This window comes from Mesorhizobium sp. WSM4815 (genome assembly GCF_055811575.1).
Map to the genome: position 1 here is coordinate 17,808 of NZ_JBVVQS010000092.1, position 25,806 is coordinate 43,613.

Annotated in this window: 23 protein-coding genes and 1 pseudogene; 19 read left to right on the forward strand and 5 right to left on the reverse strand. The window is 60.8% G+C overall.

Annotation, left to right across the window (positions count from 1 at the left end; genetic code table 11):
• Positions 1–50: 50 nt before the first annotated feature.
• Complete coding sequence (locus AC0L2B_RS14365) at positions 51–1,853, reverse strand: thiamine pyrophosphate-binding protein (RefSeq protein ID WP_473745808.1); 1,803 nt, start codon at positions 1,851–1,853, stop codon at positions 51–53.
• A 171-nt stretch (positions 1,854–2,024) separates the two neighbouring features.
• Between AC0L2B_RS14365 and AC0L2B_RS14370 the strand changes: the two genes are divergently transcribed.
• The 8 genes from AC0L2B_RS14370 to AC0L2B_RS14405 all read left to right on the forward strand — a co-directional run bounded on the left by AC0L2B_RS14370 (position 2,025) and on the right by AC0L2B_RS14405 (position 10,539).
• Positions 2,025–2,849, forward strand: coding sequence for a helix-turn-helix domain-containing protein (locus AC0L2B_RS14370; RefSeq protein ID WP_473642888.1), 825 nt, complete (start codon positions 2,025–2,027; stop codon positions 2,847–2,849).
• 133 nt (positions 2,850–2,982) lie between these two features.
• Positions 2,983–3,846, forward strand: a complete 864-nt coding sequence (locus AC0L2B_RS14375) for a sugar phosphate isomerase/epimerase family protein (protein WP_473745809.1) — start codon at positions 2,983–2,985, stop codon at positions 3,844–3,846.
• Positions 3,847–4,107: 261 nt separating this feature from the next.
• Positions 4,108–4,986: an ABC transporter permease gene (locus tag AC0L2B_RS14380; protein WP_473745810.1), complete on the forward strand. Its 879-nt coding sequence runs from the start codon at positions 4,108–4,110 to the stop codon at positions 4,984–4,986.
• Positions 4,987–4,988: 2 nt separating this feature from the next.
• The gene (locus AC0L2B_RS14385) at positions 4,989–5,792 is read left to right on the forward strand and encodes an ABC transporter permease (protein WP_287362994.1); all 804 of its coding nucleotides are present in this window, start codon (positions 4,989–4,991) and stop codon (positions 5,790–5,792) included.
• Positions 5,789–6,874 carry an ABC transporter ATP-binding protein gene (locus tag AC0L2B_RS14390; RefSeq protein WP_473745811.1) on the forward strand — a complete coding sequence of 362 codons (1,086 nt, stop codon included), beginning with the start codon at positions 5,789–5,791 and terminating at the stop codon, positions 6,872–6,874. Before AC0L2B_RS14385 ends, AC0L2B_RS14390 begins: the two co-directional genes overlap by 4 nt.
• A 158-nt stretch (positions 6,875–7,032) precedes the next feature.
• On the forward strand, positions 7,033–8,172 hold the full coding sequence (locus tag AC0L2B_RS14395; RefSeq protein ID WP_287362992.1) for an ABC transporter substrate-binding protein: 1,140 nt from the start codon (positions 7,033–7,035) through the stop codon (positions 8,170–8,172).
• Between the two features lie 108 nt (positions 8,173–8,280).
• Complete coding sequence (locus tag AC0L2B_RS14400) at positions 8,281–9,876, forward strand: GMC family oxidoreductase (protein WP_473745812.1); 1,596 nt, start codon at positions 8,281–8,283, stop codon at positions 9,874–9,876.
• Between the two features lie 33 nt (positions 9,877–9,909).
• On the forward strand, positions 9,910–10,539 hold the full coding sequence (locus AC0L2B_RS14405) for a VOC family protein (RefSeq protein ID WP_473745814.1): 630 nt from the start codon (positions 9,910–9,912) through the stop codon (positions 10,537–10,539).
• On the opposite strand, the pseudogene AC0L2B_RS14410 reads toward AC0L2B_RS14405, so the two are convergent.
• Positions 10,514–10,794: pseudogene (locus AC0L2B_RS14410) on the reverse strand (SDR family NAD(P)-dependent oxidoreductase). The gene AC0L2B_RS14405 and the pseudogene AC0L2B_RS14410 overlap by 26 nt on opposite strands.
• Positions 10,795–10,970: 176 nt before the next feature.
• On the opposite strand from AC0L2B_RS14410, the gene AC0L2B_RS14415 reads away from it, so the two are divergent.
• A complete protein-coding gene (locus AC0L2B_RS14415; RefSeq protein WP_287066762.1) occupies positions 10,971–12,263 on the forward strand; it encodes a glucoamylase family protein in 1,293 nt (430 codons plus the stop codon).
• Positions 12,264–12,474: 211 nt separating this feature from the next.
• Here AC0L2B_RS14415 and AC0L2B_RS14420 read toward each other — a convergent pair whose 3' ends face one another.
• The 3 genes from AC0L2B_RS14420 to AC0L2B_RS14430 form a co-directional block, all read right to left on the reverse strand.
• A complete protein-coding gene (locus AC0L2B_RS14420) occupies positions 12,475–12,711 on the reverse strand; it encodes a tautomerase family protein (protein WP_128173991.1) in 237 nt (78 codons plus the stop codon).
• 45 nt (positions 12,712–12,756) lie between these two features.
• Positions 12,757–13,467 (reverse strand): SDR family NAD(P)-dependent oxidoreductase, encoded by a 711-nt coding sequence (locus AC0L2B_RS14425; RefSeq protein WP_473745815.1) that lies wholly within the window; start codon positions 13,465–13,467, stop codon positions 12,757–12,759.
• Between the two features lie 238 nt (positions 13,468–13,705).
• On the reverse strand, positions 13,706–14,608 hold the full coding sequence (locus AC0L2B_RS14430; RefSeq protein WP_353826689.1) for a response regulator transcription factor: 903 nt from the start codon (positions 14,606–14,608) through the stop codon (positions 13,706–13,708).
• A gap of 484 nt (positions 14,609–15,092) precedes the next feature.
• Here AC0L2B_RS14430 and AC0L2B_RS14435 point away from each other — a divergent pair, with 484 nt between their 5' ends.
• The 10 genes from AC0L2B_RS14435 (at position 15,093) to AC0L2B_RS14480 (ending at position 25,786) form a co-directional block, all read left to right on the forward strand.
• Positions 15,093–15,737 carry a response regulator transcription factor gene (locus AC0L2B_RS14435; protein WP_473745816.1) on the forward strand — a complete coding sequence of 215 codons (645 nt, stop codon included), beginning with the start codon at positions 15,093–15,095 and terminating at the stop codon, positions 15,735–15,737.
• 87 nt (positions 15,738–15,824) lie between these two features.
• Positions 15,825–16,193, forward strand: coding sequence for a response regulator transcription factor (locus tag AC0L2B_RS14440; protein ID WP_128173993.1), 369 nt, complete (start codon positions 15,825–15,827; stop codon positions 16,191–16,193).
• A gap of 138 nt (positions 16,194–16,331) precedes the next feature.
• Positions 16,332–17,975, forward strand: a complete 1,644-nt coding sequence (locus AC0L2B_RS14445) for an MASE4 domain-containing protein (RefSeq protein ID WP_473745817.1) — start codon at positions 16,332–16,334, stop codon at positions 17,973–17,975.
• A 549-nt stretch (positions 17,976–18,524) separates the two neighbouring features.
• Complete coding sequence (locus tag AC0L2B_RS14450; protein ID WP_473745818.1) at positions 18,525–19,829, forward strand: epoxide hydrolase family protein; 1,305 nt, start codon at positions 18,525–18,527, stop codon at positions 19,827–19,829.
• Between the two features lie 106 nt (positions 19,830–19,935).
• Positions 19,936–21,216 carry an epoxide hydrolase family protein gene (locus tag AC0L2B_RS14455; RefSeq protein ID WP_287179934.1) on the forward strand — a complete coding sequence of 427 codons (1,281 nt, stop codon included), beginning with the start codon at positions 19,936–19,938 and terminating at the stop codon, positions 21,214–21,216.
• A 39-nt stretch (positions 21,217–21,255) separates the two neighbouring features.
• Positions 21,256–21,672 carry a cupin domain-containing protein gene (locus AC0L2B_RS14460; protein WP_473745819.1) on the forward strand — a complete coding sequence of 139 codons (417 nt, stop codon included), beginning with the start codon at positions 21,256–21,258 and terminating at the stop codon, positions 21,670–21,672.
• 56 nt (positions 21,673–21,728) lie between these two features.
• Complete coding sequence (locus AC0L2B_RS14465; protein WP_473642939.1) at positions 21,729–22,379, forward strand: VOC family protein; 651 nt, start codon at positions 21,729–21,731, stop codon at positions 22,377–22,379.
• A 285-nt stretch (positions 22,380–22,664) separates the two neighbouring features.
• Positions 22,665–23,999: an epoxide hydrolase family protein gene (locus AC0L2B_RS14470; protein WP_473745820.1), complete on the forward strand. Its 1,335-nt coding sequence runs from the start codon at positions 22,665–22,667 to the stop codon at positions 23,997–23,999.
• A gap of 84 nt (positions 24,000–24,083) precedes the next feature.
• Positions 24,084–24,512, forward strand: a complete 429-nt coding sequence (locus AC0L2B_RS14475) for a DUF6130 family protein (RefSeq protein WP_473642866.1) — start codon at positions 24,084–24,086, stop codon at positions 24,510–24,512.
• A complete protein-coding gene (locus tag AC0L2B_RS14480; protein WP_287237833.1) occupies positions 24,509–25,786 on the forward strand; it encodes an epoxide hydrolase family protein in 1,278 nt (425 codons plus the stop codon). Before AC0L2B_RS14475 ends, AC0L2B_RS14480 begins: the two co-directional genes overlap by 4 nt.
• The last annotated feature ends 20 nt before the right edge of the window (positions 25,787–25,806 follow it).

Here is a 25,806-nt window from a genome sequence, read left to right on the forward strand (position 1 = left end):
GAGGGTGAGGCCGGAGCGGCGCGTTTCGGAAGGCAACAGCTTTTGCGAAATCACATATGCTGTTCGAGTTCGCGGCCGGCGGCGTATTCCGCCTGCTCCTTCTCGTAGTAGGCGGGCGACGGGAAATCCCACCAGCCGGTGACGAACGGCCCGGCCGCATCGCGTGAGGTGGTCACCTCGACCAGCGCCGGCGCGTTGGAATCGAGCGCCGCCTTCAGCGTCTTCTCGAGGTCGGCCGAGTCCTCGACCTTCCAGGCTTCCATGCCGAAGTTCTTGGCCACTTCGGCAATGTTGGCGGTGTATGGCTCGCCGTTGCCCTTGTGGTGATTGAACTCGCTGCCGACATGGCGGCCCATGAACTTGCGCTGGCCGCCGCGGATCGACATATAGCCGCGGTTGTTCTGGACCAGGAACACGGCAGGGATGTCGTTCATGACAGCCGTGCCCATTTCCGGCAGTGACATCATGAAATCGCCGTCGCCGACCACTGCAACTACTTGGCGGTCAGGCTGGGCGAGCTTTGCGCCGAGTGCCGCCGGCACTGCCCATCCCATCGGCGAGAACGAACCCGAGGTCAGGTGCGTTCGCGGTTCATAGACCGGAAAGGTCTGCTTGACGGCCCCCTGCGTGTTGCCCGACCCGGCCAAGATGATGCCCGAGCGGTCCATCACCTTGCGCAGCGCGCCGAGCGGCCGCTGCGACGTGAACGGGCTTTCATCCGAGTCGCGGCGCGGCGCCAGCATCTCTTCCCATTCGGCCTTGGCCTTGCGGATATCGGCATGGAAGCAGTCCCGCCGGCCGAGCGCGCGGCTCGACTGCTGGTCCGAGATCAGCGCCAGCATCGCCTCGAGCGTGGCTCGGGCATCGGCGACGATGCCGACTTCGGTCGGATAATTCTTGCCGATCTCATGATGATCGAGATCGATATGGATGAGCTTGCCCGGAGGGATGGAGAAGGACGCGCCCTTGCGGTAGCTCGACGCCGACCAGTCGGTGAAGCGGCAGCCGACCGACATGACGACATCGGCGCTGGCAGTGATCTGATTGCCGCAGGCTGTGCCGGTCTGACCGACGGCGCCGATCGACAGCGGGTGATCCTCGGGGAAGGCGCCCTTGCCATTCCAGGTCGAGGAGACGGCCGCCCCGACCTTCTCGGCCAGCGCAAGCAGCGCCTCCGAGGCATTGGAGCTGATTGCGCCACCGCCCGCGATAATGACCGGCCGCTCTGCCGACAGCAGCAACGCTGCCGCCCTCTCGACAGCAACGGGATCGGGATAGGACACGCCGATCGCCATGCGCGAAGCGAGCGGATGGATGGTGACGTCGGCCGCTTCGGTCTGAAGGTCCATCGGCACTTCCACATGCACCGGCCCGGGACGGCCCGACAGCATTGTGTTGAAAGCACGGTGCATGATGAACGGCAGTTCGTCGACGCGGCCCGCCTTGTACACGCGCTTCGTCACCTGCTCCGTGATGCGCGGGAATGCGTTCTCCTGCTGGCGCTCCAGCTCCTGCATGACGCCATGGCCCTTCATGTGCGTCGCCGGACCGCCGGAAACATAGAAGGCCGGAATGGAATCGGTGTAGCAGGTCGCTAAGCCGATGATGGTGTTGGTCGCGCCCGGCCCGATCGAAGTCGAGCACGCCATCGGCTTGCCCGAAGCGCGGAAATAGCCGTCGGCCATGTGCACGGCGCTCTGCTCGTGCATGACCTGGATGAACGGAATCTGTGAGCCTGACTCCAGAAACGCGTCGAACAACGACCAGATGCCGTGGCCGGGAACGCCGGCGACATATTCGACGCCGTACTCCTTCAGCGCTCGTGCTACGATTTGTCCGCCCGTCAAATTCATCGGTTCCACCTCGTTTTTCGCGTGGCCGGCGGGTCGATGGCTCGGCACCCGGCAGCAGGATCGAGGCAGAGTTTCAGGAAATTGTCATTGACGCACAATTTCGCAGACACTTGAATATTGACGCGACATGACGCAACATATGCGACATGTGACTTAAAGTGGGCGAGGTCGATGGAACACGCCGAAAACCAGGTGGCCCACTTCTCGGCCAACCTGCGCCTGCTCTGCGAGCGTCACGGCTCGATCTCCGCCGTCTGCCGGAAGATCAATCTGAATCGTCAGCAATTCAACAAATATCTTTCCGGGCTGCACATGCCCTCGCCACAGAACCTGCGGCTGATCGCCAATTACTTCGGCCTGAGCGTGCCGATCCTGTTTTCGCAGCCGGACGAGTTCCGCACTCTCGTGGAGGGAAATTTTTTCCACGCGATGGAAAATGTGCGCCGTTCGCCCGAGCTCAACAAGTTCGTCGAGGCGATGATCGTCGAATCGAGCGGCGACCAGAAAGAGGTGCTTGGCGTCTGGGACCGCTACCAGTACTCGTCGATCTACAAGGGGTTCGTCCTGCGCTCGGCGTTCTGCATCTACAAGAACAACCAGTTCCTGCAGCACTACTATATCGAGCGGTTCCCGAGCTACGACGATCCGACGAAGACGGAATATGTTTTCAAATATTACGGCTTTGTCTTTCCAGTGGCCGGCCGACTTTTCACCGCCGACTTCGAAGGCATTCAGCGTAACGAGCTCACCTTCGGCGTCTATGCGCCGGTCAAGCGCAGCTCATCGAAATTCATGTTCGGCATTGCCACAGGCATCGCGGCCACCATGTTCCGCCAGCCTTATTCGACCAAGGTGGCGCTGCACTACCGGGGACCTGGGTTGCTCAAGCGCGAGCACCTCGACGCACTGACCGTGCTCGACCGTGGCGACCCCTCAATCCCGCGCGAGGCCTTGCAATTCCTTGGCGATGGCTCCGAAATGATCCAGCTCGGCTGACGCAATCCGACGCGGCCGAAGCGTCAAACACGCTCGCCAATGCGTTCGCCACGAAATTGCGGGAGCGTGAGCAGCCGTGTCAATTGGCGCGGTCCGGCTGAGCGCCGAACGTCCGGTCAGAAGGAGCGCGATTTTGGTAGCCACCGTCAACTCGACCATGATGCCGTTTTCCAACGTGGCGCACCTGCCATTCGAGGAAAAGCTGCGCGCCACGCGGTTGGCCGGATTCGGCGAACTTTCGCTGATGCCCCTGGAGGTCGAGCGCCTGCTGGAAGGTGGCATGAGTTTTGCCGAGATGAGGTCCCGCGCGACCGACCAGGGCGTCTCGATCACCCGGCTCGATCCGCTCAACACCTGGCCGCGCATCTGGCGTCCCGACAACATGGACGAAGCCTATATCCGCTCTGTCGACACGACGCCGGATGCGTTCTTTCGGCTGATCGATGGGCTGGGTTGCACCCATATGAGCCTGAATGCCACGTTCCCGTTGAATGCGATGTCGATCAACGAGATCACCCATCACTACGCCGCCATCTGCCGTCGCGCTGCAACGTACAGGGTAACCTGCGACCTCGAATTCATACCACTGTGGGGTGTTCCGGCGCTTGAGATGGCCTGGCAAATCGTCAGCGCAGCGGACCAGCCGAATTCCGGTCTGGTCTTCGATGTCTGGCATTTCGTTCGGAGCCGCTCGAAGCTCGACACCCTTCGCCAGATTCCCGGCGGCATGATCCATTGCCTGCAGCTGAACGACGGACCATTCGACCTTCCGGCCGGCATCTCGATCAAGGATGACTGCTACAACAGGCTCTTTCCGGGGGACGGCGACTTTCCCAACGTGGAGATCATCCGGATCCTGGCCGAGGGCGGCGGCCTCAACCAGGTCGGGCCGGAGGTCTTTTCCCCGATGCTTGCGACCATGTCGACCGAAGTGGTCGCGGCCAAATCCGCGGCCTCGATCGCTGCCGCTTTCGATGCGGCCGGCCTGAACGCCTGACGGCTTCCTCTCCCAAGAGCTGACGCCTCGATTGGAAGCGATACTTCGCGCATCGTGCGCAACATCGCTTCACGAAACCCTGTCGTGCGAAATTGTTAACCGGCACGAAACTGGGGACTATCACCTGGCAAGAGCAGGCGACGGATCGATCTGACGACCTGCCGACGGGAACCACGAAGGCGTCGTTGATCGGCGCGGACAGTGTCGGACGGAGCCGGCTCGGATGGGCGGGCGATGGACGAAGCCTTGGGAGTGCTGCGAATGAGCCTTTCACGCACGAGGACGGGAGCATTGCTGGCCACGCCGGCGATACTCTACATGATCGTCTTCTTCATCGTGCCAAGCCTGATCCTGTTCGCCTACAGTTTCTGGTCGTCTGCGTCCTATCGGATCGTGCCAGACTTCCAATTCGAAAACTATCTCGGCTCGCTGGCCTCGCCGGTCTTCTGGAAGGTCACCTTCAACGCCGTCCGCATCGGCCTCTTCACCGCCACGGTCACGCTGATCCTGTCGATCCCGGTCGGCTACTACCTGGTCTATGTCAGCCGTTCGCAGACCATCCTCTATCTCATCCTTATTACGTGGTTCTCGAGCTATCTGGTGCGCATTTACGCCTGGCGCACGCTGCTCGGCACGAGTGGCGTGCTCAACACTGTGCTCCTGCAGCTCGGTGTTATCGATCACCCGGTCTCGGCTTTCCTGTTCAGCCCCTTCGCGGTGACGATCACGCTGGTCCATATCTACCTGCCGTTCTGCATCCTGCTGGTCGTATCCTCGCTGAGCGAGATCAAGCGCGACCTGGTCGATGCCGCGCGTGACCTGGGCACGTCGACGATCGGCGCATTCTTCAAGGTCATCGCGCCCAACGCGGCCAACGGCCTGGTCGGTGCCTTCATGCTGACCTTCATCCTTGTTGCGGGCGACTATGTGACACCGCAGATGCTGGGCGGCTCGTCGGGACAGACCACTGGCCTCCTGATCGCTGACCAGTTCCGCAAGACTGGCAACTGGCCGCTCGGCGCGGCGCAGGCTTTCCTGATGTTCGGTGTCTCGATCATCCTCTACGTCGTCATCTCGGTGCTTGGCCGCGCGACCGGCCTGATCGTCAAGCGTCGAGCAAAAACCGAGCGGGAGATCTGACTGTGCTGCTGCGGATCATCGTCTGGGCCATCCTGGCCTTCCTGCTCGCCCCGCTCTTGATCATCGTACTGTTCTCGTTCCACGCTTCACCAGCCCTGTCCTTCCCCTTCGCGGGATTTTCGCTGCGTTGGTACGAGGAGCTGTTCGGCAATGCGCAACTGGGCTCTGCGGTCATCAAGAGCCTGACGATCGCTCTACTCACCGCGCTGGTGACCCTGCTGCTTGGCGCCACGGCGTCGCTGGCCTGGCTGCGCTTCGGCCGCGCCGGCCGCGGCATGATCGAGGCGCTGACGGTCACGCCGATCGCCCTGCCCGGCCTGTTCGTTGGCGTTTCGCTGCTCGTACTCTTCGCGCAGTCGGGCACCCAGCTCTCGACCGCCACGATCGTGATCGCTCATGTCGTCATCGCGATCCCGATCCTGATCGTAGCGATGAAGGCGCGACTGGCGCTGTTTGACCCCTCGCTGGAGGAGGCCGCGCGTGATCTTGGCGCCTCGCAGATACAGACCTTTGCCCGCGTTACCCTGCCGTTGATCGCGCCGACCCTGATAGCATCCTCGATCCTGGCCTTCGCCGTGTCTTTCGATGAGTTCGTGGTCACCTCCTTCGTCGCCGGCACGGAAACGACCCTGCCCATGTACATCTGGTCGATGATGCGCCGCACGGTGACGCCGCTGGTCAATGCTATTTCGACACTCGCCCTCTTCTTCTCGATCGCAATCCTGGTTGCTTCCTGGCTGATCGGTCAGGCCCGTCGGCGCTCTGCGATTGCCGGCCGCCTCGAACAGTTGGAACCTTTGCCATGACCAATCCCAAGACGATCATCAATATCCGCGATGGCAAGAAAGTCTTCGGCAGTTTTACCGCGTTGACTGACATCAATCTCTCGATCCGCCAGGGTGAGATCCTGACGCTGCTCGGGCCTTCCGGCTGCGGCAAGACCACGTTGATGCGCTTGATCGCCGGCTTCGAGACGCTGACCTCGGGCGCCATCAGCATCGATGGAAGCGACTGCGCCGGCACGCCGCCGGAACACCGTCCGGTGAACATGGTTTTCCAGCGCTATGCGCTCTTTCCTCATCTCGATGTCTTCGAAAACGTGGCCTTCGGCCTGAAGGTCAAGGGCATGCCCAGGGCCGAGGTCAAGGAGCGGGTGAACCGCATGCTGCACATCGTGCAGCTGGACAATTTCGCCAACCGCTACATCGACGAGATCAGCGGCGGCCAGAGCCAGCGCGTGGCGCTGGCGCGTGCCCTGGTCAACGGCCCCAAGGTGCTCCTGCTGGACGAACCGCTGGCCGCGCTCGACCTGAAGATCCGCCAGCACATGCTGGCCGAGATGAAGCGCATTCACACCGAGACAGGAGCCACTTTCGTCTATGTCACACATGACCAGGACGAGGCGATGATCCTGTCGGACCGCGTCGTCCTGATGGAAAAGGGCCGCATCGTGCAGATCGACCGGCCCGAGGACATGTATGCCAGGCCGAAATCGCTGTTTGCCGCGAAATTCCTTGGGGAAACCAACCTGTTCGATGCGACTGTCAGCGCAGTCAACGGCATCGGCACCACCGCGGTCACGCCGGCCGGCATCCCCTTCCTCGGCGCCGAGACCGCGGATCGCCACGTATCGGAACGCATTACTGTTTCCATCCGCCCGGAATCCTTGAGTTTCCATGGTGGCGAAACGGCAGCCCAATCGGCCGAAGGTACTGTTGAGGATGTCGTCTTCATCGGCAGCCGCTCGTTCTACACTGTGCGTCTCGACGACCAGTCCCCGGTCCGCATCCAGGTGCAGCGTAACGGTCGCCTCGCTTTGCCGTCGATTGGCGACCGTACCCGCGTCTACTGGGACTCGGCCAACGTCGTCATGCTCCCGCATACCTGATGCGGCGCCAGACTTGTGCATCTCCGGCGATGGCTTTCGCACACTGACGCACACAGCGCGCCATGAAGCGCCGGCATTCGGCACCATGCGAAATTGTTTCTCGCCAGCGCAGCCAACACAATCAAGCTCTTAACGGATCTCAAAAGGGGAATTCGACAATGAGAAAAATCTGGTCCACCGACGAAATCATGCAATTCGCAACAAGCCGCCGGTCATTTCTTGGCGGCGCAACGGCGCTTGCCGGCGGCGCGATGCTCGCGCCGTTCATTCCCAATCTGGCGCATGCGGGTTCGGGCGATCTCCAGATCATGGCCTGGGAAGGCTGGGAACTGACCGACGAGCTTGCCGACTGGATTTCCAAGAACAACCTCAACGTCGAGGTCTCGGCGATGGGCAACCAGGACGACGTCACCACGAAGTTCAGCGTGCCGAACCCGCCGCCTTTCGACGCTGCCGAATACAACCAGGGCTATGCCGACCTTTATCTCGATGTGCTGAAGATCACCAAGCCGCTCGACAAGTCCAAGCTGCCGAACTACAGCGCCGACAACCTTTTCGACGTCTTCTACGACAAACCGACCTGGTTCCGGAACGGCGAACTGCACGGCGTACCCTACGCCTGGGGCCTGAACACCATCGTCTACAATCCGAAGATGATGGAAAAACCAACCTCCTATGAGGATCTCCTGAAGCCGGAACTGAAGGGGAAGATCGTGCTGGTCGACGACACGCTGGTTACCTGGCCGGTTGCGGCGGTGCTGGCGGGCTTCAAGACCTTTCCGAACCTCACCAAGGACGAGATGGCCAAGACCTTCGAGCACCTGAAACTCTATCGCGATCAGGCCCGCACCATCAGCCTGACCTATGGCGACGTCGTGTCGCTGATGGTATCCGGCGAGGTCGCTGCCTGCTTCGCCGGCTGGACCGGCATCCCGACCGAGACCGCAAAGCAGAATGTCGAGACGATCTATACCATCCCCAAGGAAGGCGCCGCGACCTGGTGCGACGCCTGGTTCATGCCGCCTGGCGCCGACAACGAGGAAGCTGCCTACGAGTTCTTCAACCAGGCGATTTCACCGGAGGTGCAGGCCAAGGTCGTCACCCGAAATGCGGCCGGTGTCGTCTCGTCGAAAGCGGTCGACCTGCTGCCGCCCGAGACCAAGGCGCTGTTCGACTATTCCGACGTCGAAGGCATCTTCAAGGCCGCGCCGCTTCTCGGCATTCCGCCGCTCGAGTCAAACCAGTATGCGACGTATGCCGACTGGGTCGCCGCCTGGAACGAATTCAAAGCAGGCTGACCACACCCAACCAGAGCGAGGCGCATCCTCCCAGCGCTCCCTGCGAGGCGGCGGCCGTGCATGCGGCTGCCGCCCCACCGTACAGCTCGTGCAACAGAGGCAGCACCAATGCCAGACTACATCGTCATTGGCGGCGGCTCCGCCGGCTGCGTAGCCGCTTCGCGGCTGTCGGAGGATGCTGGCAGTTCCGTGCTCCTGCTGGAGGAAGGGCCTGAAGATCGGGCCATCGAAATCCATCTGCCGGTGATGGTCTACAAGACCGCGACTGGCAACCTCTTGCAGCGGTTTGAACAGGAGCCGACCGCCGAGAATCCAAGGGCCACGCCGCCGACCATGGTGCAGGCGCGCGTGCTGGGCGGCGGCAGTTCCGTCAATGCGATGCTCTACATACGTGGCATTCCGTCGGACTATGACGGCTGGGCCGAACAGGGTGCCGAGGGCTGGACTTACAAGGACGTGCTGCCCTTTTTTCTGCGCGCCGAGGACAACGACACGCTGGCGGGCGACGCGCATGCATCGGGCGGACCGCTGAAGGTTTCCAATCCGCAGTATGTCAGCCCGTTGACGCGGACCTGGCTCAAGGCCTGCCAGCAGGCGGGGATCCCCTATGTCGCCGATTTCAACGCCGGTGAGCAGGCCGGTTCGGGTCTCTACCAGATCACGGCGCGCAACGGCCGCCGCGCCAGCGCCTCGGTCTGCTATCTGAAGCCGGCGCGCAGTCGGCCGAACCTCAAGGTGCAGACTGGCGCCCGGGCTACGCGTATCCTGGTCGAGAGCAATCGCACCGTCGGGGTTGAATACGTCCAGGGTGGACGCACGCGCGTCGCGCGTGCCGAGCGTGAAGTGATACTGTCGGCAGGCGCGATCAACTCGCCCCGTCTGCTGCTGATTTCCGGCATCGGCCCGGCCGAGCATCTGAAGAAGACCGGCATACCCGTCCTACACGATCTTCCCGGTGTCGGACGCGGTCTGCAGGACCATGTGGATTGCTACCTGATCTATGAACTGAACGGTCCCCACGGCTACGACAAATACAAGAAGCTGCATTGGAAGGCCTGGGCGGGCCTTCAGTATGCGCTGTTCCGGCAGGGACCTGTCTGCTCCAACATCATCGAGGGCGGCGCCTTCTGGTGGGGCAATGCCGACGATCCGCACCCCGACCTGCAGTATGCTTTCCTTGCCGGTTCGGGCGTCGAGGACGGCGTGGCGACGGTCGAAAGCGGCCATGGCTGCACGCTCAATGTGTGTCAGACACGGCCGCGGTCGCGTGGGTTCGTCGAGTTGCGTTCGCCAGATCCGTTCGCACCGCCAAGAATCGTGCCGAACTACCTGTCTGACCCGTACGACCTCGACACGATGGCCGAGGGGGTGCGGCTCGGGCAAGAGATCATGGGACAGCCAGCCCTGAAGCCGATCGTCAAGCGCGAGCAATATCCCGGACGGCTGATGCGCACCAAGGATGACTATCGCGGCTATGTGAAGGAGATGGCGCAGGGCGCGCTGCACCCGACCGGCACCTGCCGGATCGGGAGGGATCGCATGGCCGTGGTCGACAGCGAGTTGCGGCTGCACGGCCTCGACGGGCTGCGCGTCGCGGACGCCTCGGTCATGCCGAGTGTGCCTTCAGGCAATACCAACGCTCCATCGATCATGGTCGGTGAGCGCGTCGCCGACTTCATACGTCGCCGCCGCAACGCGCATTGAACCGAGATTATTTCCTTATGCAGGAGGCAAAGAATGAGCGACAGAAAAGGAATTCCGGGGTTGACCGCCATGGACCATATCGGCCTTGTGGTGCCCGACATGAAGGAGGCGATCGCCTTCTTCAGAGATGTCATCGGCTGCGAGTTCATCTATTCCGGCGGCTCGATGAAGGACGACAAGGGCACCTTCATGCAGGACAAGATGAACATCCACCCGCGCGCCGACATGAAGGAAGTCGTCTTCATGCGTTGCGGGAACGGCAGCAACATCGAGCTGTTCGACTTCGAGGCGCCCGACCAGAAGCGGGTCTACCCGAGGAACAGCGACATCGGCGGCTACCACCTTTGCTTCTATGTCGAGGATATCGAGGCGGCCGCCGACTACCTGACAGGTAAGGGCGTCAAGGTCTTCGACCGGCCTGAACTTGAAAAGCAAGGACCGGGAGCGGGCGAATCCTGGGTTTATTTCGAGGCACCGTGGGGGTTGCAGATGGAGCTGATCAGCTATCCCGACGGCAAGGCCTACGAGACAGATGCGCCAAAGCTTCTCTGGAAGCCGGCTCGCCAGCGGACGCTCGCAGCTGGGGCACTAACTGTTCGCGGGACAACCGCGAACGGTGGAGTTCGTTGCACCGATCCTAGATCCAACCGCCGTCCACGATAAATTCCTGCGATGTACACAACGCGCTGTCATCAGCAGCCAGAAACAATGCCATCGCCGCGATATCGTCGGGCTGGATGCGCGTGGGAATGCCTGCAGAGCATCAATGCGGGCTTCGCCTTCAGGAGTGAGGTGTTCGCGCCTCTGTCTTTCCGTCATCACCCATCCCGGAACAAGCGTGTTGACCCGGATATTGAAAGGACCGAGGTCTCGGGCCAGGCCCTTTGTCAGACCGTGCGCGCCAGCCTTGGCTGTCATGCTGGTAAGTTCGACCCAATACGCGTGCTTACCGAGCCAAAGTTGATGATCGACCCGCCTCCAAGACGCTTCATCGAACGCTCGAAGCCGTTGCAAGACGGTGTTTCCCAAGGGAAAATACGATATCTTCACTCAGTCCCATATCGAGACTGGAATACCGCGACCCAGGAGGGCGCATGAGTCAGAGTCAGGAAACGTTGGACAAACTCCAACGGGACACGTTCGAATATTTCCTGAAAGAGAGCAATCGCGCCAATGGAATGGTCCCCGACAACACGCGCACAGGCTCGCACGCGAGCATTGCCGCGATAGGGTTTGCATTGACGGCCTACACCATCGGCGTCGAGCGCGGCTTTATCACACGCACCGAAGCGATCGAGCGCACACTCACGACACTTCGATTCTTTAGCGACAGTGAGCAGAGCGAGGAGGCGGATGCGACCGGTTACAAAGGCTTCTATTACCACTTTCTATACATGGACACCGGCCGTCGCGCCTGGGAGTCGGAGTTGTCGACGATTGATTCGACATTTCTGCTCGCTGGCATCTTGGCCGCCGCTGAGTACTTTGATGGAGACGCGCGCGACGAGCGCGAAATACGATCTCTGGCTGAAGAACTCTACGCCCGGGCCGATTGGCAGTGGGCGCTTAATGCCGGAGAAACCGTATCGATGGGTTGGAAGCCGGAGTGCGGGTTTCTGCCGGATCGGTGGGAGGGCTATAACGAAGCTCTGATCCTTTACGTGTTGGCACTGGCTTCGCCGGCCCATCCAATTCCAGCCGAGAGCTACAAGGCCCAAACCCGGACTTACTGCTGGAAGAATCTCTATGGCCTGGAGTTTCTCTACGCCGGCCCATTATTCATTCATCAGCTCTCTCACATGTGGATCGACTTTCGCGGCATTCAGGACGAATTCATGCGTGAGAAGGGGATTGATTATTTCGAAAACAGCCGCCGTGCAACTTACGCACAACAGCAATACGCGATCCGTAATCTATTGGACTACAAAGGATACAACGAGCATTGCTGGGGCATTACCGCGAGTGATGGTCCTGGGCCAACCTGTGTGAAGATCGACGGCGTTGAGCGTCACTTCTTCGACTACACGGCGCGCGGCATCCCATATGGTCCGGACGATGGCACCATTGCGCCCTGGGCCGCGATTGCATCGCTACCTTTCGCCCCTGAGATCGTCTTGCCAGCGCTGCGGCACTTTAATGAAGTATACCCGGAAGTGACCAGTGATTACGGCTTCAAGTGCAGCTTTAATCCAACCTTTGAATCAGGGCATCAAAGCAACCCGGGTTGGATCTCAAAAGGTTATTACGGACTCGATCAAGGACCAATCGTGTTGATGATCGAGAACCACCGCACGGGATTTCTTTGGGAGTTGATGAAGAAATGCCCGCTCATTGTCGAGGGTCTGCGCAAGGCGGAATTCACCGGGGGTTGGCTGCAATTGTCGTAGAGCGTCGGTCACATTCGCGTTGGCACATCAGACGGGGTTCTGCTACTCAATGCTCCCGGTCATCATCTAACGAGCGCGGCGCGCCGCACTCCAGCGCGTTGCGGCGTGAGTTTCCCAAGCTTTGTGTGCCCGGTCCGGTCCGCGTCAGAATCTATAGAGGAGCAACGACAGCAATTACGTCATTGCTTGCAAAACTGACATCCGATCCGCGTCAGCTTGCTGCCTCCGCGCGCAGGCGCCGGAACTCGAGCGTGGGCAAGCCGCCCCAGCCCCAATTGTCAGTATCGATCTCCTCGATGATGACAAAGGTCGATTCGAAAGGCTTGTTCAGTACGTCAGCGAGAAGCTGGCTGGCCCCGTGGATTAGCGCTGCCTTCTCCTCGGCGGTGACGGATGCCATTCCCGGTTTCGTGCCCTCGCGGGTCACCTGGATGGTAACAATCGGCATGGTGCCTCCTCGAAAAAATGGATCGCGCGTTGAAGAAGGATTCGCTCAATGGCCGGCGCTCTGCCCGCCATCGACATGCAGGATTTCCCCTGTCACGAAGGACGCCGACTCCAGGTAGAGAATCGACTCGACGATGTCGGCGATCTCACCCATGCGTCCAACTGGATGAAGCGCGCCAAGCGCCTCGTGCGTCTCGAGCGGATGCATCTGCGTCTTGATGACACCCGGCGAGACTGCGTTCACCCGAATGCCGCGGTTCGCATATTCGATGGCGAGCGATCTGGTAACGGCGCTCAAGCCGCCTTTCGTCAGTGCGGCGAGCGCCGCCGGCAAAGCCGCATTCGGATGGGCGACCAGGCTGGTCGTGACCTGCACGATATGGCCGCTGCCGCGTTTCTGCATCTCGGCGATGGCGAGCTGCGTGATTCGGAAAAATCCGGCGACGTTGACGCCCAGCACCGTGGCGAAATCATCGCCGGTGTAGCCGGTGAACGGCTTGGAGATAAAGATGCCGGCGTTGTTGACGAGCGTGTCGATCCGCCCGAAGCGATCCACTCCTGCGGAGATGACGCGCTCGGCCGTCTCGGGATCCGCGATATCGCCGGCTATGGCCAAAATGTCGTCATCATCAGACCGGTCAATCGAACGCGCCGTTGCGATGACCCGGTATCCCAGCCCCCGATATCCTTCGACGAGAGCCGCACCGATACCGCGCGACGCACCGGTGATGACTGCGACTTTTTGTTCGTTGCCCAAAGTAATTCTCCTTCCGGCTGCTCTGTATCCATTCACTTTGAATGTAATAGGAGAGATGAACGAAAGGCGGCGCGAAATCGATTGTACGATGGTGTTGTCGATACCTTTGGATTGGTGAGGGCAACGAGTTGTTCACGGGCGTGACACACGAACGCGCTTCGAGTGGGAGTAATCGAGTCAGGGGCCATCCGTTGTGGCTGGGCTGTGATAATAAGCCAGACGCCCGCGGCGTCTGCCGCTATTGCGTAAGGTTGAGCCTTGCGGCCATATTCACCAGATCTGGAAGAGAGCGGGCTTTCATCTTTCGCATGACCTGGCCCCTGTGAGCCTTCACTGTGATCTCGCTTATGCCGAGTTCAAAACCCACTTGCTTGTTCAGCAGGCCGGAGACGACCAGAGCCATGACCTCCTGCTCGCGGCAACTGAGCGATGCATGGCGATCTTGCAGAGCACGCACCTCCGAATTAAACTCAAGCGCGGTTCTGCTGCGCTCCAGCGCCTCCTTGACGGCGCTCAGCAGCGTGTCGGCGTGGAATGGCTTCATCAGGAACTCAACAGCGCCTGCTTTCATCGCCTTGACAGTCATAGCCACATCGCCGAACCCCGTGACGAAGACGATCGGCGTATCCGTCCACTCGGCAGAGACGAGCTTTTGCAGATCAAGCCCGCTGATATCCGGAAGATTGATATCCAGGATCAAGCAATTCGGAACATTAGGTCGCGGGTGAGAGAAGAATGCCAGAGCGGACTCGAAAGCTTTCGGGCACCAGCCCGCTGAAAGGATGAGCGATTCCAGCGACAAGCGGACCGATACGTCGTCGTCGACCACAAAAACGACCGGTTGATCTTGCGGCGACATAGATGACCCCGCGTCAGCAGTTTGCGCCAACTCCATGCCTTGCAAGAAGTCGTTGACAGCTTCCCGCTTGGGCCAGCGGGTCGCCGCCAGGCGCCGACGCAAATTTACAAGCGTCTCTTCTGAAAGGTTGATGCGTGAGAGAGGAATCGCGTCACCTCCCTGAGCCGCGCCTACCCGCGCGTGTGCGGTGCGTTCGGCTGGTTTGGCAGCAAGGCCGAAAGTGCTGGCGGCTTCCCTTATCGCGAGGACGTTTCGCCGCTTGGCTTCGAAAAGGTTATCCATTGCGTGGCTCCTGAGTTCGGCGTTCGGTAGCCCGGCGGGGGAGCAAAAGGTGTCCATGTTGCAGCACTGCAGGTCGCGGAGCTGCGGGCAACGCTTAGTTGCAGTCCGCCCTAGTGACTCATTTCGACCCTCGTCAAGTAATGTGCTGCAATCCTAAGATTCTGTGCTGGATTTGCTATCCAACGATCGGAAGGCGTGCTCATATCAAAGTATGAGTTGGATAGCGCAGATCGCCGCTTTCTGTCGCGCTATGACGACGCAAAGTCTCGGAGCGATAGCTTCGATGAGAACCATGAGTGTTATTGAGGTTTACGGGGCAGCGCTTGGCCTGAGGCAACTCAGGAATAAATCCCGCGTAGGTAGCGCAGATCGTTGTTGGCACGGTCGGAAGCCCGGTGCAAGCGGGTGCCCAGCTGCGCGATCGAATAGGCTGCGTCACACTTTCGTTGATGCACGCCCAGAGTTCTGACATGCTAACCCAGCGATGCCGCTCCCCTCGGACCAAAAATCCATTGTTCACGTGGTCGACGATGACGCGTCGATGCGAGAAGCGTTGCATGGCCTGTTCCTTTCGATAGGGCTCGAAACGCGGACATATGCATCCGCACAGGATTTCCTCGCCACGGCCGTTCCAGATTCCCCGGGCTGCCTTATTATTGATGTCAGGTTGCCTGACATGAACGGGCTGGATTTTCAGGCGCAGCTATCACAGACGGGTGTTCAGTTGCCGGTCGTGATGATGACCGGATATGGCGACATTCCCATGTCAGTTCGCGCCATGAAGCGCGGTGCAGTAGACTTTCTCCCAAAGCCTTTCAAAGATCAGGACATGCTCGATGCCGTGTTGGCGGCCATAGAACGCGACCGGCAGCGGCGCGCCCTAGACGGCGATGTTTCAAAAGTGCGGGAGCGGTTTGGAACACTATCGCCACGGGAGCAGCAGGTAATGCTACTGGTCACGGAGGGAAAGATGAACAAGCAGGTGGCCGGCGACCTCGGAATCAGCGAGATCACCGCCAAAATTCATCGCGGCGCGGTCATGCGCAAGATGGGTGTGAGGACCTTGGCGGACCTGATCCGGATGGCCGACGTAATCAACCCCAGGCGGCGGCCGCAAGCGCCGGGGTAACACTCCCGTATAGGTTCCTTACAACGGCATACATGCCAGAATTGCGATCCTACTATTCGCCTGGTGCAAATCCGGGGAAAGGACGATGTGTCAAGAGAGCTCCTAATTGCGGTTGTCGATGATGACGAATCATTCCGCATGGCTCTCGTCGACAGCCTTCGTTCGCTGGGCTATGGGGCACGCGGATTTGCATCCGCGGAGGACTTCAACGCCTGGGAAGCGGACGCGTCATGCAACTGTGTCATCACTGACATTCACATGCCGGGCATGAGCGGGCTTGATCTTGCCCGGCAACTCACAACGCGTCGTCGCGGGGTGCCTGTAGTGATGGTCACCGCACGTTCAGACTTGGGCCTCGACGCTCGTGCGGCCGCAACTGGCGCAATCTGCCTGCTTCGAAAACCGTTCAAAACGGACGCGGTGATCGACTGTCTCAAAAAGGCCCTAAAGGCCTGATGGTCCGCCGGGACTTGAGAAGAAGGGCCGGCAAGCCACGCAATATTTTGGCACGGTCCCAGATCGGCTTGTCACCGCTCGATCCCTGGCGCATTCTCACGAAGGCTACTAGGACATCCGGAACGGACCCTCAATCCAATGACGGAAAGCAGGGACTCAGCGTTGGCGCCGGCCTCGCGCATCACCCAGCCGCTGGTCCTGGCGAACATCCCCCCAAGTCCCGGTCAAGGCCGAATTGCGCGCGCTTTTCTGCTGGCCCTGCTCGTCATACTTCTCGGCACATGGCCCTTTGCGGCCATCCGCCTGCCCGAAGTCGACGCGTTCGTACCAACTCTTGCCGCCGCCCTGTTTGTCAGCGACTGCGTGACCGCCGCGCTTCTGTTTGCCCAATTCTCCATTTTGCGTCAATGGGCACTCCTGGTGATTGCGAGCGGCTATCTGTTCAGTGCCTTGATCGTGATTGCACATGCGCTGACGTTCCCGGGAGCGTTCACGCCGACCGGCGTCCTGGGCTCGGGATTGCAATCCGCCGTCTGGCTCTACTGGTTTTGGCACGCAGGGCTGCCCATCTCGATCATCGGCTATGCGCTGCTCAAAGATACGGATCGAGTGGCCGACGCCCAGGTCACGCGACGTGCCATCAGTTTGAGCGTCGTGGGCGTTTTTGCCCTCGTCATCGGATTGTTCTTGTTCGTTACGCACTTTGAACACTTGCTGCCGATACTTTTTGTAGACGTTCGTCCGCTCAGTCTCTTTCGTCGCACCATCGGCGGGATGGTGGTCCTGGCGCTGGGCGGAATTGCTCTTTGGTTGCTGTGGCCGCGACAGCGTTCCTTACTCGACCAGTGGCTTATCGTCGCTTTGTGCGCGCTCTTGCTTGAAGTGGCCTTGGCTTCCGTGTTGAGTGCCGGCCGCTACAATCTTGCTTGGTATGCCGGCCGCTTTTATCAACTCGTGACAGCCACAGTTGTGATGGTGGTGTTGCTTGCAGAGATGACACGGCTGTATGCGAGCCTCGCTCGTTCGAACGCTATGCTGCAACATGAGCGCAAGAGGCTGCAGCGGGCCATCGATGCGCAGCACCGCGAGCGCGATGCCCGATTGATGACCGGCGATGCCGTTGCCGCCACGATTGCACACGAGGTCAAGCAGCCCCTTGCTGCTATGATAACGAGATCCGAAACCGGTTTACGATGGCTCGATCGCGCGGTTCCCGAACTACACATGGCGAGAACGGAGTTCATGAAGATCGCCGCTGATGGGCACCGCGCCGCCGCGGTTATCGAGAGCATCCGGGCAAACTTCCGGAAGGATGAACGCGTCAGAGCTTCGTTTGACGTCGACAACCTAATTGAAGAAGCCATCTCATTGTTCGAGGACGATCTGAAAAGTCACCGAATATTGGTCAAGGTTGAGCGAAGCGCGCGGCCGCAGCGGGTGATCGGGGATCGAATTCAGTTGCAGCAGGTGCTCCTCAATCTGATCACGAATGCGATTGAGGCCATGATCACAGTGGATGGTCCGCGCGAGCTCGCCGTCAGTTCCAGTCTTAGCGACGATGGCGATGTACTGATTTCGGTAGCTGACACAGGCATGGGCATCGCCGCACAGGACCTGCAGAGGGTTTTCGATCCGCTCTTCACCACCAAATCTCGCGGGATGGGAATGGGCCTATCGATCTGCCGTTCGATTGTCCAAGCGCACGACGGTATGCTCTGGGTTTCGCCCAACGCACCAAGGGGCTCAATTTTTCAATTTGTTTTAGGTGCCAAGACCGCATGATCCGTCGGCACGGTGTGAGGCCTCGAGACCAAGCGCCATTTGATGATCATTCCGGAGTCGTCGCGCATCGGACTGCATTGGAGGCGGAACCAACGGTACTGCCCGTCTAAGCGTCGTACGTGCTTCCATTTCGCCGGGCTCGCCGGACGCAGGATTAATCGCCAGCGTTTTGAGGATTGAGTGCGGCCTCCACCCACCCGTCAAGCTTCGTCGAGCCGCACACCGGTGTATCGGGCCGCCAGACTCGAATGACAAATTCGATCTGCTCGTCAGGCACCCCAATCCACGCTATGGCCGGCAACGCATCCAAAACGCCGACCGAAACCGATCTCCGTTGCCGTGCTTTCGCGTGTGTCAGCGTGGAGGCGATCCTGCGACAACGATGCGACCGTCCATTGTGTCTTGGTGTCGGCTTTCAGACGTGCACTGTTCTCGGGCCGCCACCAATACAAAGGTATCGCCGACACCATCGTGCAATAGATTTGCGTCCGCTGTTCGTCGATCTGTGTGTCGCATCCCCGAGTGGAAAGAAACACACAGGAGGACGTTATGTCAGCACTTTCGATCTTGCCCACACGGCGCGAACTACTTGCCGCCACAGCCGCTGTCGGCGCCCTCACCCTGCTCCCCGGAGGGCTACGCGCGGCGGGAGCCAGCGATTCAATCCGCCCCTTCACTGTCGACATCCCGCAGGAGGAGATCACCGAGCTTCGCCAGCGGATTGCCGCGACACAGTGGCCCGATCGCGAAACGGTTGCCGATTCATCGCAGGGCGTCCAGCTCGCGACCATTCAGAAGCTCGCGCAATATTGGGGGACGGATTACGACTGGCGCAAAGGGGAGGCCAAGCTCAATGCCTACCCGCAATTCATCACCGAGATCGACGGGCTGGACATCCATTTCATTCACGTCCGTTCGAAGCATGAAAATGCATTGCCGCTGATCGTTACGCACGGATGGCCCGGCTCGGTTTTCGAGCAGCTGAAGATAATTGATCCGCTGACCAATCCCACGGCGCATGGCGCTAACGCATCCGACGCGTTCGATGTGGTGATCCCGTCGATGCCCGGCTACGGGTTTTCAGGCAAGCCGACCACGACCGGCTGGGGCCCCGAGCGCATGGGCCGAGCCTGGGCAGAGCTGATGAAACGCCTCGGCTACACCCGCTATGTCGCCCAGGGCGGCGACTGGGGCGCGTTCGTCGTCGACCAGATGGGCTTGCAGGCGCCTGCGGGATTGCTCGGCATCCACACCAACATGCCCGCCACCGTTCCAGCCGACATCGACAAGGCTGCTCAGGCAGGCGCCCCGCCGCCGTCTGGTCTCTCGGCCGATGAAAAACATGCGTACGAGCAGCTCGTCGCGACATTCAAGCAGGTCGCTTATGCAAGGCTGATGGCGTCGCGCCCGCAGACCTTGTACGGCATTGCGGACTCGCCAGTCGGCTTGGCGGCCTGGCTTCTCGACCACAATGATGCCGGTGGCCAGCCGGCCGCGGCGGTCGCCGCGGCTCTGGATCGGACCACGAGCGCCACCGGTGAACTGACGCGCGACGAAATCCTCGACAATATCACGCTCTACTGGGTGACGAACACGGGCGTGTCGGCGTCGCGACTCTACTGGGAGTACAAGGGCGGCTTTTTCAATGCCAAGGGAGTCTCCATCCCGGTCGCAGTGAGCGTGTTCCCCGGCGAACAATATCAGGCTCCGCGTAGCTGGACCCAGCAGGCCTACCCCAAGCTGATCTACTACAACAAGGTCGACAAGGGCGGCCACTTCGCGGCCTGGGAGCAGCCGCTGCTTTTCGCCGCCGAGCTCAGGGCCGGCTTCCGGCCGCTGCGCCACGAAATCTGAAACGAGCGGGACTTAGCGCCCCCGCTCTCCTCCCGAGGCGCGGACCGGGCCATTCGAGCCCGGTCCGCCCGTTAACTCACGCGCTTACCGTCACACAGAGGGCGTCATGTCAGCAATATCGCTATTCCCCACAAAGCACGAACTGATTGCGGCCACGGCTGCCGCTGGGGTCGTCGGGCTACTCCCCGGAGTAGTACGGGCTGCGGGCACTGGCGCTCCAATCCGCCCATTCACCGTCGACATCCCGCAGCAGGACATAACTGAGCTTCGCCGGCGCATCGCGGCGACGCGGTGGCCTGATCGCGAAACGGTCAACGACCGCTCGCAGGGTATACAGCTCGCGAAAATGCAGGAGATCGTCCGCTACTGGGGGACCGAGTACGACTGGCGCAAGGCAGAGGCCAAGCTGAACGCCCGCCCGCAGTTCATGACCGAGATCGACGGGCTCGACATTCACTTCATTCACGTTCGCTCGAAGCACGCCAATGCTCTGCCGCTGATCATGACGCATGGCTGGCCTGGCTCCGTGTTCGAGCTGCTCAATACCGTCGGCCCGCTCACGAATCCAATCGCGCACGGCGGAAGCCCGGAGGACGCTTTCGACCTGGTTATGCCCTCGATGCCGGGTTACGGCTTCTCTCGCAAGCCAACGGGCACGGGCTGGAATCCAGACCGCATCGCCCGTGCCTGGGCCGAACTCATGGAGCGCTTGGGATACACCCACTACGTCGCCCAGGGAGGCGACTGGGGTGCTCCCGTTTCCAGCGCGATGGCGCGCCATGCGCCGAGGGGGTTGCTCGGCATCCACATCAACCTGCCGGCAACGATACCGCCCGAGATCGCCGCGGTGCTCGCCGGCGGCGGGCCTGCCCCGGCGGGACTCTCCGAAAAGGAGCGCGCGGCGTTCAGCTCACTTGAAACCTTCTACAAAAAATACCGGGCGTACGCTGCAATGATGGGCTCGCGGCCGCAAACAATCGGCTACCCGTTGACGGATTCTCCGGCCGGGCTCGCGGCATGGATGTACGACTACAACAACGGTGAGCCCGAGCGCCTGCTCAGCAAGGACGAAATGCTGGACGACGTTACGCTGTACTGGCTGACGAACAGCGCGACAACGTCGGCGCGGCTCTACTGGGAGACAATGGGCCAAAGCGTCCTTCTCGCGGCCGCGCAAAAGACGGCCGAAATCTCGCTCCCGGTGGCCATCACGGTGTTTCCGGAGGAGGTCTATCGAGCGCCCGAGACATGGGCCCGGCGTGCCTATCGCAACCTGATCTACTTCAACGAGGTGAACAACGGCGGACACTTCGCTGCCTGGGAGGAGCCAGAACTCTTCTCAGCCGAACTGCGCGCCGCCTTCAGGTCACTTCGGCAGCCGCACTGATCACTTAGGTTTCCATTCGCGATTCGAAAGGATGTCCACATGAAAAAAACTGGAATTATCGTGGCAGCAGTGCTCATCGCCGGAAGCGGTTTGACGCTGCACGTAGCGCAGTCGCAGCAGCCAGGAGTCAAGCGCACCGATCTGCTGCGGCACGATCTGGACGTTTCGGGTCGCGAAGTGATCCAGGTGCGCGTCGACTTCGCCCACGGGGTGGCGTTCCCCCCGCACAGCCATCCCGGCGAAGAAATCGCCTACGTCATCGAAGGCCTGCTCGAATACCGAGTCGAAGGGAAGCCACCGGTGACACTCAAGCCCGGTGAGGCCTTATTCATCCCCGCCGGAGCGATCCACGCGGCAAGGAATGTAGGCAGCGGCAACGCGGCCGAACTCGCCACGTACATCGTCGAAAAAGGTAAGCCGCTCGTGGTGCTGGGTTTGGTAGTGCCCGGTAACTGACCGGAAGCGAAAGCCTGAACGTGCCGAGACAACCAATGGAGAAAAAGGAGATCATCATGAACCAGACTGTGATTGAAAGAGATGTTGCACCTTCCGCAGGAACGGTCGACATGAAGCTCGAAGTCGTTGTTATCCCTGTTTCAGACGTCGATCGCGCCAAGCGCTTCTACGGCGACCTGGGCTGGCGGCTCGACGCCGACTTCATCGTCGGGGATGAATTTCGGGGCATACAGTTCACGCCTCCCGGCTCGCCTGCCTCGATCCACTTCGGCAAGGGGATCCCTTCAGCCGCCCCAGGCTCGGCAACCGGACTCTATCTCGTCGTCTCGGACATTCAGGCGGCACGCGCCGAACTATTAGGTCGTGGTGTCGAAGTGAGCGAAGTGTTCCACCGTGCCGGTCCGGGAAAGCCGGCCATTAGCGGCCCGGATCCGGAGCGGCGCAGCTACTTCACCTACGCCACGTTCAACGATCCGGACGGCAACGAATGGCTGTTGCAGGAGGTCACCACCCGGTTCCCGGGGCGGATCGATTCGAACACGACGAGCTTCGCCTCCGTATCGGATCTGGCGAGCGCGTTCAGGCGCGCGTCGGCCGCTCACGGCGAACATGAGGCGCGCAACGGCGGCCAGCGCGATGAGAACTGGCCGGATTGGTACGCCGAATACATGGTGGCGGAGCAGGCCGGCAAGCCGCTGCCGGTTTGAGCGGCCAAGTCATCGTCAAGAGCTGCACAGTCCTTGTTCCGTCAAGGGCTGTGCGGCCACACAGCGAACGCCGTCACCTGATGGCACGAAGGTGCGGCGATGCAGCCTCACTTCAAAGTCGAACGCATGTTTTCTTTAATGTAAATTCAGCTATCAGAATCAACCCGCTTAGTCCGCCAAACAATACAAAAGTATTGGCGATACCATTGTGCAATAGATTTGTTTCCCAAACATTTGAACTCTGTCTCTGCATCCGAAACAGTCGGGTAAACAATGGAGGACATCATGTCAGCAGCATCACTATCACCGACACGGCGTGAATTGCTTGCGGCCGCGGCTGTCGTTGGGGGCGTCAACATGCTGCCCGGGACGTTGTTCGCGGCGGCAGGCGGTGATTCAATCCGCCCCTTCACCGTCAGCTTCCCGCAGGAGGAGATCGACGATCTGCGCCGACGCATCGCTGCCACGCGTTGGCCCGAGCGCGAGTTGGTCTCCGACGAAGCTTCTCGGCGGATCTGGTCGTCCTCGCCGGAAGGTGAAACACAAGGCGTGCAACTTGGCACGATGCAGAAACTCATCGAGTACTGGGGAACCGAGTACGATTGGAGCAAGTGCGAGGCGCATCTGAAGTCGCTGCCGCATTTCATCACCGAGATCGACGGCCTCGACATCCACTTCATCCACGTAAAGTCCAAGCATCAGGGCGCCCTTCCGGTCATCATCACACACGGCTGGCCCGGTTCGGTCATCGAGATGCTGAAGATCATCGATCCGCTCACCAACCCCACGGCCCACGGCGGCACCGCAGCGGATGCATTCGACGTGGTGATCCCGTCGATGCCGGGCTACGGCTTTTCCGGCAAGCCGACCCAAACCGGTTGGGATCCGATACGCATCGCGAAAGCGTGGACCGTGCTGATGAGGCGCCTCGGCTATAACCGGTTTGTCGCACAGGGCGGCGACTGGGGGGCCCTCATCACCGAACAGATGGCTCTGATGGCGCCTCCCGAGCTGATCGCCATCCACACCAATATGCCAGCGACCATTCCGCCCGAGATTGTGAAGGCGCTTGCCGCCGGCAGTCCGCCTCCCGCCGATCTCGGACCCGACGAAAAGCGTGCTTACGAACAGGTCGCCTTTTTCTACAAATTCGGCCTGGGCTACGCCAACGAGATGGCGCTTCGTCCGCAGACGCTCTACGGGACCGTCGATTCACCGGCCGGCCTGGCGTCATGGATTCTCGATCACGATGCGGACAGTTATGCACTGATAGCCCGCTCCTTCGATGGGGAGCCGGAGGGCCTCACCCGTGACGACATCCTCGACAACATCACGCTCTATTGGCTGACCAACACGGCCGTCTCATCAGCCCAACTCTATTGGGAACACCGGCGAACGGCGACGGCGGGCTTCTTTGACGCCAAAGGCATCACCATTCCCGTCGGCGTCAGCGCGTACCCGAGCGAAATCTACACCGCGCCGAAGAGCTGGACCGAGCGCGCGTTCCCGAAGCTCCTGCATTACGGCCGCCCGCCCAAGGGCTGCCATTTCGCGGCATGGGAACAGCCGAAGTACTTCACCGATGAGGTGCGCGCTTCATTCAAGACGTTGCGGACGTGAGGTTGGGCGAGGGTGACGCGCCGGACGGGCGTCGCCCTCCGCAAGGCGAATAACCCGTAGCGAATCTCCAAAGGAGAGACTGCCATGAACCTGCTCACCAAGACGCTTGCCGTGGTCGCAGCGTATATTGTGTTCACCACCGGTGCTTCCGGGCAAAGCACGGTTGTTCCCGTCGACAACGAACCCTCGCCCGAGTTGACGGTGGAGCCGCCGCTTCCGGGTCCGTTGGCCGGGGGCGTGGTGTTCATCCCGTACCGGGTGGAGAACTTGCGCATCCTGCCTGTGGGTGGGCCGGCCGCGCGCAACGTATCTCCGCGGGTCGGGCACCTGCACCTCACCGTGGACGACCTGCCCTGGGCGTGGGCGGATTACGGTCAGAGCGACACCATCATCCTGGTGGGCATGCCGCGCGGCCAGCACAAGGTCCTAGTCGAGGTGGTGGACGCCGAAGGTAACGTCTTCACCAAGCAAACGGTGACGTTCCACTCGCCGGGCAAGGAGATTCAGCCATGAAGCTCCACAAGTTGGCGACCGTGCTGGCATTCGGGCTTTGCATCTTTTCCGCCTTGGCCAACGCCAGTGCGGCCGAAGATCGCTCGATCCGGCCCTTCACCGTCGGCATCCCGCAAGCGGCGCTCGAAGACCTTCGTCGGCGCATCGCCGAAACACGGTGGCCGGATCGCGAGACGGTCGATGACCAGTCGCAGGGCATACAGTTGGCGAAGCTGAAGCCGCTCGTCAAGTATTGGGGCACCGGCTACGACTGGCGAAAGGCCGAGGCCAAGCTCAACACCCTGCCTCAATTCATGACAACGATCGACGGCGTGGACATTCACTTCATTCACGTCCGCTCGAAGCATCCCAATGCTTTGCCGCTGATCATGACGCATGGCTGGCCCGGGTCGGTGTTCGAACTGCTCAAGACCGTGGGCCCGCTGGCGGATCCCACAGCTCATGGCGGACGAGCGGAGGACGCGTTCGATCTCGTCCTGCCTTCGATGCCGGGATATGGCTTCTCCGGCAAACCGACAGAGACGGGTTGGGGACCTGATCGCATCGCGCAAACCTGGGCGGAGCTGATGAAACGCCTGGGTTACACCCGCTACGTCGCACAGGGTGGCGACTGGGGCTCCCCCGTCTCCAGCGCGATGGCGCGCCAGGCGCCGACAGGTCTGCTCGGCATTCATATTAACTTGCCGGCGGTGGTGCCGCCCGAGATTGCCGCGGTGCTCGCCGTCGGCGGGCCAGCGCCAACGGGACTCACGGATAAGGAACGCGCAGCGTTTGACGCGCTCAGCGCTGCAGCCAAGATGGGGAACAGATCCTACGCTACGATGATGGGCACCCGGCCGCAGACGATCGGCTACGCCATCAATGACTCTCCCACAGGCCTCGCGGCGTGGATGCTCGGACATCCGGGCTTCTCGCGCTGGACATACGACAACAGCGATCCCGAAAAGACCCCGGACGAGGTGCTGGACGACATTACGCAGTACTGGCTGAGCAACAGCGCGACCTCAGCAGGGCGGCTGTATTGGGAGTACGGTGGACGCAGCGTCGTTTTTGCGGCCGTCGAGCGGACCCTCGAGATCGCGCTGCCGGTGGCCATCACGGTCTTTCCGGAGGAAACTTATCTGGCCCCGGAGACGTGGGCCCGGCGCGCCTATCCAAACCTGATTTACTTTCATGAGGTCGACAAGGGCGGTCATTTCGCCGCCTGGGAGCAGCCCGAACTGTTTTCCGCCGAGTTGCGTGCGGCGTTCCGACCGCTCCGACAAGATTTCTGAGGCTCGCGTACCTGGCCCCA

Coding starts and splice junctions, on each gene's coding strand:
- AC0L2B_RS14460 (WP_473745819.1), top strand. CDS start 21,256: ATGAAAAAAACTGGAATTATCGTGGCAGCAGTGCTCATCGCCGGAAGC.
- AC0L2B_RS14390 (WP_473745811.1), top strand. CDS start 5,789: ATGACCAATCCCAAGACGATCATCAATATCCGCGATGGCAAGAAAGTC.
- AC0L2B_RS14365 (WP_473745808.1), bottom strand. CDS start 1,853: ATGAATTTGACGGGCGGACAAATCGTAGCACGAGCGCTGAAGGAGTAC.
- AC0L2B_RS14430 (WP_353826689.1), bottom strand. CDS start 14,608: ATGGATAACCTTTTCGAAGCCAAGCGGCGAAACGTCCTCGCGATAAGG.
- AC0L2B_RS14465 (WP_473642939.1), top strand. CDS start 21,729: ATGAACCAGACTGTGATTGAAAGAGATGTTGCACCTTCCGCAGGAACG.
- AC0L2B_RS14395 (WP_287362992.1), top strand. CDS start 7,033: ATGAGAAAAATCTGGTCCACCGACGAAATCATGCAATTCGCAACAAGC.
- AC0L2B_RS14420 (WP_128173991.1), bottom strand. CDS start 12,711: ATGCCGATTGTTACCATCCAGGTGACCCGCGAGGGCACGAAACCGGGA.
- AC0L2B_RS14450 (WP_473745818.1), top strand. CDS start 18,525: ATGTCAGCACTTTCGATCTTGCCCACACGGCGCGAACTACTTGCCGCC.
- AC0L2B_RS14415 (WP_287066762.1), top strand. CDS start 10,971: ATGAGTCAGAGTCAGGAAACGTTGGACAAACTCCAACGGGACACGTTC.
- AC0L2B_RS14400 (WP_473745812.1), top strand. CDS start 8,281: ATGCCAGACTACATCGTCATTGGCGGCGGCTCCGCCGGCTGCGTAGCC.
- AC0L2B_RS14380 (WP_473745810.1), top strand. CDS start 4,108: ATGAGCCTTTCACGCACGAGGACGGGAGCATTGCTGGCCACGCCGGCG.
- AC0L2B_RS14470 (WP_473745820.1), top strand. CDS start 22,665: ATGTCAGCAGCATCACTATCACCGACACGGCGTGAATTGCTTGCGGCC.
- AC0L2B_RS14370 (WP_473642888.1), top strand. CDS start 2,025: ATGGAACACGCCGAAAACCAGGTGGCCCACTTCTCGGCCAACCTGCGC.
- AC0L2B_RS14435 (WP_473745816.1), top strand. CDS start 15,093: ATGCCGCTCCCCTCGGACCAAAAATCCATTGTTCACGTGGTCGACGAT.
- AC0L2B_RS14405 (WP_473745814.1), top strand. CDS start 9,910: ATGAGCGACAGAAAAGGAATTCCGGGGTTGACCGCCATGGACCATATC.
- AC0L2B_RS14455 (WP_287179934.1), top strand. CDS start 19,936: ATGTCAGCAATATCGCTATTCCCCACAAAGCACGAACTGATTGCGGCC.
- AC0L2B_RS14475 (WP_473642866.1), top strand. CDS start 24,084: ATGAACCTGCTCACCAAGACGCTTGCCGTGGTCGCAGCGTATATTGTG.
- AC0L2B_RS14480 (WP_287237833.1), top strand. CDS start 24,509: ATGAAGCTCCACAAGTTGGCGACCGTGCTGGCATTCGGGCTTTGCATC.
- AC0L2B_RS14445 (WP_473745817.1), top strand. CDS start 16,332: ATGACGGAAAGCAGGGACTCAGCGTTGGCGCCGGCCTCGCGCATCACC.